Annotated in this window: 10 protein-coding genes; 2 read left to right on the top strand and 8 right to left on the bottom strand. The window is 62.4% G+C overall.

Going from position 1 to position 11,357, the window contains the following annotated elements; all coding sequences use genetic code 11:
• Positions 1-10 precede the first annotated feature (10 nt).
• Entirely contained in the window at positions 11-328 is a 318-nt protein-coding gene (locus AYK65_RS07295; protein WP_026614292.1) for a DUF2849 domain-containing protein, read from the bottom strand.
• Between the two features lie 10 nt (positions 329-338).
• Entirely contained in the window at positions 339-1,784 is a 1,446-nt protein-coding gene (gene cysG / locus AYK65_RS07290; RefSeq protein ID WP_081158107.1) for a siroheme synthase CysG, read from the bottom strand.
• Between the two features lie 224 nt (positions 1,785-2,008).
• Here cysG and AYK65_RS07285 point away from each other — a divergent pair, with 224 nt between their 5' ends.
• Both AYK65_RS07285 and mazG read left to right on the top strand, forming a co-directional pair.
• Positions 2,009-2,596: a deaminase gene (locus AYK65_RS07285; RefSeq protein ID WP_081158106.1), complete on the top strand. Its 588-nt coding sequence runs from the start codon at positions 2,009-2,011 to the stop codon at positions 2,594-2,596.
• A 3-nt stretch (positions 2,597-2,599) separates the two neighbouring features.
• Positions 2,600-3,433: a nucleoside triphosphate pyrophosphohydrolase gene (mazG, locus tag AYK65_RS07280; protein ID WP_081158105.1), complete on the top strand. Its 834-nt coding sequence runs from the start codon at positions 2,600-2,602 to the stop codon at positions 3,431-3,433.
• Between the two features lie 21 nt (positions 3,434-3,454).
• Here the strand turns inward: mazG and hflX are convergent, their stop codons facing one another.
• The 6 genes from hflX to ntrY form a co-directional block, all read right to left on the bottom strand.
• Positions 3,455-4,852, bottom strand: coding sequence for a GTPase HflX (gene hflX / locus AYK65_RS07275; RefSeq protein WP_081158104.1), 1,398 nt, complete (start codon positions 4,850-4,852; stop codon positions 3,455-3,457).
• 6 nt (positions 4,853-4,858) lie between these two features.
• A complete protein-coding gene (gene hfq / locus AYK65_RS07270; RefSeq protein ID WP_003535434.1) occupies positions 4,859-5,101 on the bottom strand; it encodes an RNA chaperone Hfq in 243 nt (80 codons plus the stop codon).
• A 109-nt stretch (positions 5,102-5,210) separates the two neighbouring features.
• On the bottom strand, positions 5,211-6,074 hold the full coding sequence (locus AYK65_RS07265; protein WP_026614296.1) for a D-amino-acid transaminase: 864 nt from the start codon (positions 6,072-6,074) through the stop codon (positions 5,211-5,213).
• A gap of 7 nt (positions 6,075-6,081) precedes the next feature.
• Positions 6,082-7,458 carry a Trk system potassium transporter TrkA gene (gene trkA, locus AYK65_RS07260; RefSeq protein ID WP_026614297.1) on the bottom strand — a complete coding sequence of 459 codons (1,377 nt, stop codon included), beginning with the start codon at positions 7,456-7,458 and terminating at the stop codon, positions 6,082-6,084.
• 79 nt (positions 7,459-7,537) lie between these two features.
• Positions 7,538-8,902 (bottom strand): two-component system response regulator NtrX, encoded by a 1,365-nt coding sequence (gene ntrX, locus AYK65_RS07255; RefSeq protein WP_026614298.1) that lies wholly within the window; start codon positions 8,900-8,902, stop codon positions 7,538-7,540.
• The gene (gene ntrY / locus AYK65_RS07250) at positions 8,892-11,165 is read right to left on the bottom strand and encodes a two-component system sensor histidine kinase NtrY (protein ID WP_046118242.1); all 2,274 of its coding nucleotides are present in this window, start codon (positions 11,163-11,165) and stop codon (positions 8,892-8,894) included. Before ntrY ends, ntrX begins: the two co-directional genes overlap by 11 nt.
• Positions 11,166-11,357: the final 192 nt, after the last annotated feature.

Below are 11,357 nucleotides of genomic sequence, written 5' to 3'. Positions count from 1 at the left end.
TCTCAGGTCCTTAGGCAGCGACATTCTTCGGGCCGGCAAGCCCATGATATCCGGGAGCATACGGGATAGACGGCCCCTCGGCGCGGATGCGTTCGCGCATGCGCAAGGGGCGAAGCGTGCCGTCGACTTCCTCGACGTCGATAACGTTGACGTCTACCACTTTATTCTCATCGAACGAGCGCTTTCCGGTTGCCTCCAGTGCAGCAACGGCCTCCGCATGGCGCGCGACGAAAGCATCCTGCAGCGACTCCACCCAGTTACCCGAGGCGTCGAGCCAGACGGATATGCCATCCGCCAGACGATTCGCCGTCAAAACCTTGTCCACCATTGCGTTGTCCTCAATTCCCAATCTGTTCCGTGCGCTTCGCGGCGTCGCTGGCTTGCCGGCGGCCGGCCGCAAGCGGCTCCGACCGGCCGAAGTTGGCGCCGGCAACCGCATCGCCGATGATCACCATGACGGGCCCGTCGAGTTCCGTACGGGTCTCGAGGTCCGGCAGATCCTTGAGCGTTCCGTGCAGCAGGCGGCGCTCCGCGCGGCTGGCGTTCTCGACTACGGCGACTGTCGTCTCCGGAGGCAGGCCCGCCTGCATGAGGCGGCCAGCGACCGAAGCAGCCACGGTGCGCCCCATATAGACCGCGATCGTCGCGCCGGAAACGGCAAGCCGCGCCCAGTCGGGAAGCACGTCGCCAGCAAGGTCATGCCCCGTCGTGAAAACCAGCGAAGACGCGACGCCGCGAAGCGTCAGCGGCAACTCGAAATCGGCAGCCGCGGCAAAGGCGGAGGTGATGCCGGGCACGATCTCGTAACTGATACCCGCCTCGCGCAAGGCCGCCATCTCCTCGCCGGCGCGGCCGAAAACCAAAGGATCGCCCGATTTCAGCCGAACGACGCGCTTGCCTTCGCCGGCAAGCTTTACCAGCAACTGGTTGATCTCGTCCTGCGACTTGGTATGGCAGCCCTTGCGCTTGCCGACCGACAGACGCTCTGCGTCGCGCCGGCCCATATCGACGATCGCCTGGGGCACGAGCGCGTCATAGACGATCACGTCGGCTTCCATCATCACCCGCTGCGCCCTCAGCGTCAGTAAATCTTCGGCGCCAGGACCGGCACCGACCAACCAGACATGCCCGGAAACGCGCTCGGCCTCATTGAGAAGCCGCGAGGCCTCGCGGCGGGCGGACGCGAAGTCGCCGAGGGCGACATTATCGGCGACAGGACCCGAGAAGAAGTGCCGCCAGAAAACACGGCGCGCGGCGCCGCGCGGCACGAGACGATCGACTGCTTCGCGATAACTCGCCGCGAGCGACGCGACGAGCCCAAGCGACGGCGAAAGCAACTGGTCGATCTGCGCACGGATCATCTGGGCCAGAACCGGCCCTGCCCCTTCCGTGCCGATCGCGACGGCGACCGGCGCGCGGTTGACGAGCGCCGGCGTCAGGAAATCGCAATAGTCCGGCTGATCGACGGCGTTCGCGGGAATCTTCCGCTCGCGTGCCGCCGCGACGATCGTCCGGTCAGCCGCCGCATCGCCGGTCGCAGCGAAGACAAGTACCGCACCTTCCACCTGGTGGGCGGCAAAAGGCTCGCGAACCGTCGCGATGCCATTGGTTTTCAGGAAAGCCCCGAAGGCCGGTTCCGGGTGATCGGCATAGGCGACGATGTGCGCCTCGGTGTTCAAAAGCAGCCGTACCTTGGCGAAGGCCTCGTCCCCATTGCCGAACACCGCCACGCTTTTCTGCGCGACGCGAAAGAATGCCGGGAAAACAGACAATTGCTGCGACATATTAAGGGGGCGGCTCCTTCTACAGGCTGCGGCGAATATCCCCTATAGGCGGCGACAATTGAAGAAACAGAAATTTCATTGCTTTTAGAGTCACGTATTGTTTTGCTCGACAGCCAATCTTTTTGAGCAAATATCTCCGAAGTCCGAGGCCGATAGGCCGTCCGGCCATTGCGCCATTCGCGCGATCTCCGTTAAATGCCGGCGGACAGCCGGAGGCTCCAGACATGAAACAGTGTGAACTGGCCGAGCGCCTGCTCACGGTCATCGAGAACGCTATATTGCCGCTCACCGAGAGGGGCGTGGCCGCCGGCAACAAGGTCTTCGGCGCCGCTATCCTGCGCAAATCCGATCTTTCGCTGGTGCTCGCCGAAACCAACAACGAGACGGCAAACCCGCTGTGGCACGGCGAGGTCCACACGCTCAAGCGCTTCTACGAGCTCGCCGACAAGCCCGACACGCGCGAACTGATCTTCCTGTCGACGCATGAACCCTGCTCCATGTGTCTCTCGGCCATCACCTGGGCCGGGTTCGACAATTTTTACTACCTCTTCAGTCACGAGGATTCGCGCGACAGTTTCTCGATCCCGCACGATCTCAAGATCCTCAAGGAAGTCTTCCGCCTTGAGCCCGGCGGCTATGCCCGGGAGAATGCCTTCTGGGCATCCGCATCGATCGCAGCGCTCCTCGGAGATGCCGATCCAGAGACGAAGAGACGGCTCGCAACCCAGGATGCCCGCATTCGCGAGCGCTACAATCACCTGTCCGACAGCTACCAGGCGGGCAAGGACAACAACGCGATACCGTTGAACTGAACCATGGAACCCTCACGCGACATTCAACGCCTGCTCGATATCATGGCCGCCCTCCGCGCACCGGAGACGGGCTGCCCCTGGGACATCGTCCAGACCTTCGAAACGATAAAGCCCTACACGATCGAAGAGGCCTATGAGGTTGCCGACGCGATCGAGCGCCACGACATGGACGATCTCTGCGACGAGCTCGGCGATCTGCTGTTGCAGGTCGTGTTCCATGCCCGCATGGCGGAGGAGGCGGGCGAATTTTCCTTCGGCGACGTCGTCGAAGCCATCACCCGCAAGATGATCCGCCGCCATCCGCATGTCTTCGCCCGCTCCGACGCGGAGACGCCGGAGGCCGTGAAGCTGCAATGGGAACAGATCAAGCAGGCGGAAAAGGCGGACCGACGGCGGCGGCGCCTGAAGCGCGGTCAGCCGCAAGAAACGGAAGCCGGCCATCTCGGCTCCGTTCAGCGGAGTTTCCCGGCGCTTGTGGAAGCCCTGAAGCTTCAGGAACGTGCGGCAAAGGTCGGTTTCGACTGGTCGGAACCGGAGCCGATCCTCGATAAGATCGAGGAAGAGATCGGCGAGTTGCGGCAAGCGCTCAAGGATGGGGACCAGCGAAAGGTCGCGGACGAACTCGGCGACCTTATCTTCGCAATGGTCAATATCGGCCGTCACATCGGCACCGACCCGGAAATGGCGCTGCGCGGTACCAACACCAAATTCCGGCGCCGCTTCGGCCACATCGAACAGGAGCTGGAAGCGGGCGGCGAGACGCTCGATGCCGCTTCGCTGGAGCGCATGGAAGAACTCTGGCAGGCGGCGAAGGCGATCGAGAGACAATTGACGTAGCGGCATGCCGTTACGTCAATTTCACCAATCCTCTTCGATCGGTTTCGGTCCGTTGCCCAATCGCCTCTCAAGCTCGGCGGCCTCCGCTTCGGTCAGCCGCAGGTCGAGGCCGACCCGTCCGTCCTCGAGGTCTTCGCGCCCATCCACGATCGCATGCTCGTAGACCCAAGGCAGCAACTGCAGTTGATCAAGACCGAGGACGACCGTGCATTCCGTCATGACGCCTGAAAGGCGCCGGCCGATTTCAGCAAGAAGCTCGTCGACGCCGTCGCCGGTGATGGCGGAGACCGCTACGGTGTTCTCGGCAATCGCAGCCTTCTTCACCAGCGCCTCACGCACCTCCGGCTCGAGCTTGTCGATCTTGTTCCAGACCTCGACGATGCGCTCGGCCCCCTCCTTCTCGTCGATGCCGAGATCGGCAAGGATGCGCAACACGTCACTCGCCTGCGCCTGATTGTCGGGATCGGAGAGGTCGCGGACATGCAGGATCAGGTCGGCTTCGAGGACTTCCTCGAGCGTGGCGCGGAAGGCCGCGACCAGATGCGTCGGAAGATCGGAGATGAAACCTACGGTGTCCGAGAGGATGACCATGCGCCCGTGCGGCAGCTTCAGACGCCGGAGCGTCGGGTCGAGCGTTGCGAAAAGCATGTCCTCGGCGAGCACGCCCGCTCCGGTCATCCGGTTGAAAAGCGTCGACTTACCGGCGTTCGTATAGCCGACCAGAGCTACGATGGGGTGCGGCACCTTCTTGCGCTTCGAACGGTGAAGCTGCCGGGTGCGGCGCACCTGCTCCAGCTCGCGCTCCAGCCGCACGATCTTCTCCTGCAGCAGGCGGCGGTCAGCTTCGATCTGCGTTTCACCCGGACCGCCCATGAAGCCCGCCCCACCGCGCTGGCGTTCGAGGTGGGTCCAGCTTCTGACCAGACGGCCCTTCTGGTAATTGAGGTGAGCGAGATCGACTTGAAGCGTACCTTCCTTGGTGGAGGCGCGCCTGCCGAAGATTTCGAGAATGAGGCCCGTACGGTCGATAACCTTGGCGTTCCATTCTTTTTCGAGATTGCGCTGCTGGACCGGTGTCAGGGGGTGATCGACGATCACCAGGCCTGCGTCCTTCTCGTTCAGGATATGGCCGATCTCCTCGATCTTGCCGCTGCCGAGCAACGTGCCGGGTTTCGGCTGGGCGACGGGCACGATCGTGCCGTGCACCACGTCGAGCTCGATGGCAAGCGCCAGACCCGTCGCCTCTTCCAGCCGGCTCTCGTCGGAACGCGCAATCGGCTGCGTCAGGACATCCGCGGATGGTTTTCCCGTCTTCTTAAGGACCGGGACGACGACGATAGCACGCGTGTCGTCGCGGAGCCGTTCCAGCTCCGGGATGATCGACGACGATTTTGAATCACGCTTTGTAATGTTCCTCACGTCCCGTCAGGATGCTGCTTCCTCATTCTCGAACATCTGCAGCGGTTGGCCCGGCATGATCGTCGAGATGGCGTGCTTGTAGACGAGCTGGGAATGGCCGTCGCGGCGCAACAGGACACAGAAATTGTCAAACGATGTTACGACACCCGTCAGTTTGACGCCGTTGATGAGGAAAATGGTCAAAGAAATCTTTTGCTTGCGGACCGTATTGAGAAAGAGATCCTGCAAGTTTTGAGAACGTTCCGCCATCGCGCCGCTTCTTTCTTATTTGCCGGCCGTTTTTCGCCGGGGCCTTTTGTCAAATTCTGCGATTTCGAGGCGTCACAGTACCGTCCCCGACACCTCTCCAAGTTTGGTATCAAATCAATGTCTTTTCCGCAATGTCGAAAAAGGCTTCGCGAATATTCTGCGCTATGCTTCCCGGATGGCCGTTGCCGATGGTCTTCCCGTCTATGGAGACAACCGGGAAACAGATGCTGGTGGCGGCGGTCACGAAAACCTCCCGGGCCGCAAGCATTTCCTCCACAGAAAAAGCCTTTTCCTCGATCTTAACGCCGAGCGGCTTTGCCACATCCATGAGCGTCGTCCGCGTCACGCCGCGCAGAATGCCATGCTCCGCCGGGCGCGTGCGCAAGATCCCGTCCCTGTCCACGATCCACACATTCGTCGCCGCCCCTTCTTTGACCGTGCCGTCCGCATCGACGAAGATCGCTTCCTGCGCGCCGAGTTCCTTCGCCTTCTGGCGCGCTAAAACGTTCGGGAGGAGACCGACGGTTTTGATGTCGACGCGATCCCAGCGGTTTTCCGGCACCGTTATCGCCGAGATGCCCTCGGTATTCTTCCGGGCGATCGCCGCGGCGTCCGTCCGCTTCGCCGTGACGACGATCGACGGCGGCGTGTCCTTTGACGGGAAGACGTGATCCCGACGGGCGACCCCACGGGTGACCTGGAGATAGAAGAGACCGTTCCTGACCCGGTTCCGGCGGAGCACCTCGCGAATGACATGGGTCAGCGCCGCCCGGCTCATCGGCCAGCCGATGCCGAGCTCGTTCAGGGAACGGTCGAGGCGATCGAGGTGGCGGCGAAGATCGACGATAAAGCCATGCCGCACCTCGCAGACTTCATAGACGCCGTCGGCAAACTGGTAGCCGCGGTCCTCCACGTGAATGGCGGCTTCGGCGTGGGGTACATAGGCCCCGTTGACATAGGCTACTCTCGGCATGGGGGCCTCAGAAATATTGGATGCTCACTCGGAAAAGCTGTTCGACGTCGCGGACGGCCTCGGCGGCGGCAAGCAGGACCACGCGATCCTTCGCCTTTATCCGCGTATCGCCGTCGGGGCGGATGTAGGCCTTGTCGCGATAGAGCGCACCGATGCGAATGCCCTCCGGCAATTCAAGCTCGCGCAGCGCCTTGCCGACCAGCGGAGAGGTTTCAAGCGCTTCCGCCTCGATCACCTCCGCCACACCGTTTTGGACGGCGTAGACCGATCGGATTCGGCCCTTGCGCACATGCTGCAGCACACGCGAAATGGTCACGGCCCGCGGGTTGATATAGGCGTCGACCCCCGCGGTGCCGGCGAAATCCTGATAGGCGGGTTCGTTGATCAGCACGAGCGTCGACTTCGCCCCGAGGCGCCTGGCCATCATGCTGCCGAGAATATTGATCTGATCGTTGTTCGTCAGCGCGACGACGAGATCGGCATCCTGGACGTCCGCCTGCATCAGGATACGCTGGTCCATGGCCGAGCCATGCAGGACGACCGCGCTGTTGAGCTTGTCGGCGACGAGGACGGCGCGATCGCGGTCGTTCTCGATGAGCTTCACCCGCATGCGGGGCTGCTGCTCCTCGATCGTCCGGGCGACGAAATAACCGATATTGCCGGCGCCCAGTATGACGATCCTGCGCGCTTCCTGCTCCTCGTGGCCGAAGAGCGCAAGCGTTCGGCGCGCCTGGTCGCGGTCACAGACGACATAGGCGAGATCGCCGGTTTTCAGCTCGTCGGACGAATGCGGGATGATCAATTTGCCATCTCGGAAGATGCCGGTGACGGTTGCGAGCAGATCGGGGAAGAGTTCGCTCAGTTGCTGGAGGGGCGTGTCGACGACAGGGCAATCCTCCATGCACTCGATCGCCAGCATGGCGATGCGGTCGTCGGCGAAACGCACGACATCGGTCGCGCCCGGAAAGGAGATCCGGCGCAGCACGAGCCGCCCCACCTCGATTTCCGGCGAAATCGTAACATCGATCGGCACGTTCTCGCGTGAGAAGAGGTCGGAATATTCCGGCGCCAGATAAGCCTGTGCCCGGATACGGGCCACCTTCGTCGGCACGTTGAAGATCGCGTGCGCCACTTCGCAGGCGACGATGTTGACTTCGTCGAACAGCGTCACGGCGATAATCATGTCGGCCTGATCGGCGCCGGCCTTCGCCAGCACTTCCGGATGTGCGCCGTGGCCGACATAGCCTCGCACGTCGAGCGTCTCGGTTATGTGGGCGATCAGCGCGGCGGAGGTGTCGATCACCGAGACGTCGTTGTTCTCCCGCGACAGACGTTCGGCAATGCCGTAACCCACCTGCCCCGCCCCGCATATGATCACTTTCATCGCTGTTCCTTAAGTCCTCGGACAGGCCCTTCGAATCGCTCGGCACGCGGCGGGAAATCCACTCGGTGACGACTTCGAATCATACACCCAGCGATTTCAGTTTGCGGTGAAGGGCGGAGCGCTCCATGCCGACAAATTCAGCGGTGCGCGAGATATTTCCGCCGAACCGGTTGATCTGCGCGATCAAATAATCGCGCTCGAACATTTCACGCGCCTCACGCAGCGGCAGGGTCATGATGTGCTGATCGCCCTGGGCGGAAATCTTCGGCAAGGTATCTCCCACCTCATTGGGCAGCATGTCGGCGCTGATCGGCGTATCCGGCCCGTCGCTTCGTGCGAGAATCATCAGGCGCTCTATGTTGTTGCGCAACTGCCGGATGTTGCCTGGCCAGTCATGCGCCTGCAGCACGGCGAGCGCGTCCTCGCCGATCCTGCGCGGGCGAATGCCCGCCTGTTCGCTCACCTGGCGCATGAACATGTCGACGAGGAAGGGGATGTCCTCCCGTCTCTCGGCAAGGGCCGGCACGCGAACCGGGATTACCGCTAACCGATGGTAGAGGTCTTCGCGAAAAAGTCCTTCCGCGATCATGTTCTCGAGGTTGTACGCGGTCGAGGAGATGATACGAACATCCACCCTGACGCGCTTCGAACCGCCCACGCGCTCGAACTGCTGATCGACGAGAACGCGCAGGATCTTGTTCTGCGTCTCGCGCGGCATCTCGCCGACCTCGTCGAGATAGAGGATGCCGCCATGCGCCTCCTCGAGCGCGCCTGTTCGGCGCGGCTGGCCGGCTGTGCCCTCGGTGCCGAAAAGGGCGATCTCCATTCTATCCGGCGTGATCGCAGCGGCGTTCAGCGCGACGAAAGGACCGTTCGCCCGCGCGGACTTGCGATGGATCATCCGCGCGACGAGTTCCTTGCCGGAGCCTGACGGCCCCTGGATCATGATGCGGCTATTGGTCGGCGCCACCTTCTCGATCATCTGGCGCAGTTGCGAGACCGCAACGGAGGTCCCGATGAGCTCCACCGGGTCGCCAGACTTTCTTTTCAGTTCGGAGACTTCGCGCTTGAGCTTCGAATTTTCGAGCGCGCGCTCGGCGATGAGAATGAGCCGATCCGCCTTGAACGGCTTCTCGATGAAGTCATAAGCGCCGCGCTTGATGGCGGAAACGGCCGTCTCGATGTTGCCATGGCCGGAAATCATCACCACCGGCAAATCGGGATGGCGGCTCTTGATCTCGTCGAGAAGCGCCAGCCCGTCGAGCTTGCTGCCCTGCATCCAGATGTCGAGGAAAATGAGCCGCGGCACGCGGTCGTTGATCGCCGCAAGCGCGCTGTCGCTGTCGTAAGCGGTCCGCGTCTCATGGCCTTCGTCCGACAGGATACCGGAGACGATCTCACGGATATCTTCCTCATCATCCACAACCAGAATATCAGCCGCCATTGGTATTGCCCTTATCTTTCACAGTATTTTCGCCTCCGGTTTCTCCGGCAGGCGGCAGAATCACCCGGATCATCGCCCCCACGCCGTCGTCGAAATCCGCCGGTGCGTCGTGCAGTTCCAGTTGCCCGCCATGGTCCTCGATGATCTTCTTGACGATTGCGAGGCCGAGCCCCGTCCCTTTCTCGCGCATCGTCATGTACGGCTCCAGAATCCGGTGCCGGTTCTCGGTCGGCAGCCCCTTGCCGTTGTCGATGACATCGACGACATAGCGCCCGGTGGCGCCGTCGCGACGGGAGCGAATGACGATTTTCGGCGTTGCCCGCGCGGCACTCGCCGGCACCGCCTCGATCGCCTCCACCGCATTCTTGACGATGTTGCCGAAGGCTTGGCCGAGCATGCGGCTGTCGAACTGCCCGTCGAGCGGTTCGTCGCCGAAATCGCGCACGAACGTGATGTGGTTGTTGCCCATCTCGCGCAGGAAGACGGCGTCTTTCAGGATCGCCCGCAGGTCGGACTTTTCCTTCGTCGGCTTCGGCATGCGCGCAAAAGCCGAGAACTCGTCCACCATGCGGCCGATGTCCTCCACCTGGCGTACGATTGTGTCCGTGCACTGGTCGAAAACCGCCCTGTCCTCCTGGTCGATCTGCTTGCCGTACCGGCGCCTCAGCCTCTCGGCCGAAAGCTGGATCGGCGTCAACGGGTTCTTGATCTCGTGCGCGATGCGGCGGGCAACGTCCGCCCAGGCCGTGGAGCGCTGCGCGATCACCAGATCCGTGATGTCGTCGATAGTGATGACGTAGGAGCCGTGCGATTCGTCGCCCTCCTCCCGAGTTACCTGGACATTCAGTGTCCGCTCAGTTCCGCCACGCATGATGTTGATCTGCTTACGATAATCGTTGCGGTAGCGGCTTTCGGCCTCGACGAGCACCGCTTCGATCTCCGGCGCAATCTCGCTGAGGCTCGCTCCAATGAGCCCGGCGGCGTCCCTACGGAGGACCTCTTCGGATGAGGGATTGAAAATGGTGATGCGACGGTCCCTGCCGACGCCGATGACCGCTGCGGTGACGCCGGAAAGCACCGCCTCTATGAACCGGCGCCGCTGATCGACCTCGTCCTTCGCCACCAGGATCTGCTCCTGTTGGGTGCGGATCTCGCTGACCATCTTGTTGAAGGTACGCGACAGGTTACCGACATCGCCATCGACGGCGCGGACGGGTACGACGACATCGAGATTGCCGGAGGCGACACTGTCGGCCGCGCCGATCAACTGCCGGATCGGCCGAACGATGCGGTCGGCGACGGCGATGGCGGTCCAGATCGCTGCCAGGAGCACGATCAGAGCGAAGCCGATGTAGAGGACGCCGAAGGCGATCTGCAGGGATGTACGCCCCGCCTCGAGCGCCTTGTACTCGGCGGTGTTCTCCTCCATCAGCCGCATAGAGCGCATGACTTCCGGATCGACGTTGCGGACGGTGTAGAGATAGGTGCCGGGAATGTTTTCCAGCGGAACGACGGCGCCTACGAGATTGGTGACGCCAGGAGGAATAAGCGTCGGCTGGCCGGCGACGGTGCTTTTCAGCGCGTCCTGCGGAATGGCGGGCAGCGGCCGGTCGGTCGAGATATTGGCCTGAAGTATGGCGCTCCCGTCAGCGCGCACAAGAAAGGCGCCGAGCATGCCGCGGCCGCGCGCCTGTCGCGTCATCAATTCGATGAATCCGGTGCGGTCGAGGCTGTAGAGCTGGCGGTTACGCTCGAGGTCATTGGCCATCGAAACCGTCTGGCCCTGGAGATAGCTGGCATTCTCCAACACATAGGCCTGTGCGACGTTGAGCGAAGAGCTGACGATCGCCTGCGTGCGCAGCGAGAACCAACGGTCGAGGCCGACGTCGAGGGTGATGCTGGCGAAAATCGCGACCAGGATGGCGGGCGTGATCGCGACGATCGAGAACAGCGCGACGATGCGCACATGCAGCCGCGCCGCCGCCCTCCCTTTGCTGCGCGCCCTCAAGAGCCGCAGGATCTCGCGGGCGATGAGATAGATCAGGCCAACGACGAAGATACCGTTGATGCCGGCGCAGGCGATGACGATGTTGCGCTCGGGCCGAATGGGGGTCAGACCAAGAAGAACGAGAAGCGACAGGGTGGCACAGATCAGCGCGCCGGTCGCCAGCATCAGCCCCGGCAAAGCGAAGGAAGCTCGCCGATCCTGGGCAGCAGTGACACCGTCCTCCGTGCCCAATGGCAAGGCCATTCCATCCACCATGAAAAATGCTTCCCCCAAACCGGCGCACGGATGACACCGGCACAAGCCTGCGCTTCCCGACCTAAGAACTGAACGCGGCGGCGCCGTCCCAGGATGGCCCCCGCACGCAACGGCTCAACCGAAGCGCCTGTCGAATCGACGCCTACCGGAGGTTCAAGCAACGCATTGTGGCGAAAATGCAACGGTGTTGCA

This window comes from Ensifer aridi, from assembly GCF_002078505.1.
Lineage (GTDB): Bacteria > Pseudomonadota > Alphaproteobacteria > Rhizobiales > Rhizobiaceae > Sinorhizobium > Sinorhizobium aridi.
Note: the sequence above shows the minus strand (reverse complement) of the source record. Positions and strands in the feature narration are given on the sequence as shown.

Coding starts and splice junctions, on each gene's coding strand:
- trkA (WP_026614297.1), bottom strand. CDS start 7,458: ATGAAAGTGATCATATGCGGGGCGGGGCAGGTGGGTTACGGCATTGCC.
- mazG (WP_081158105.1), top strand. CDS start 2,600: ATGGAACCCTCACGCGACATTCAACGCCTGCTCGATATCATGGCCGCC.
- ntrY (WP_046118242.1), bottom strand. CDS start 11,165: ATGGTGGATGGAATGGCCTTGCCATTGGGCACGGAGGACGGTGTCACT.
- ntrX (WP_026614298.1), bottom strand. CDS start 8,902: ATGGCGGCTGATATTCTGGTTGTGGATGATGAGGAAGATATCCGTGAG.
- cysG (WP_081158107.1), bottom strand. CDS start 1,784: ATGTCGCAGCAATTGTCTGTTTTCCCGGCATTCTTTCGCGTCGCGCAG.
- AYK65_RS07285 (WP_081158106.1), top strand. CDS start 2,009: ATGAAACAGTGTGAACTGGCCGAGCGCCTGCTCACGGTCATCGAGAAC.
- AYK65_RS07295 (WP_026614292.1), bottom strand. CDS start 328: ATGGTGGACAAGGTTTTGACGGCGAATCGTCTGGCGGATGGCATATCC.
- hfq (WP_003535434.1), bottom strand. CDS start 5,101: ATGGCGGAACGTTCTCAAAACTTGCAGGATCTCTTTCTCAATACGGTC.
- AYK65_RS07265 (WP_026614296.1), bottom strand. CDS start 6,074: ATGCCGAGAGTAGCCTATGTCAACGGGGCCTATGTACCCCACGCCGAA.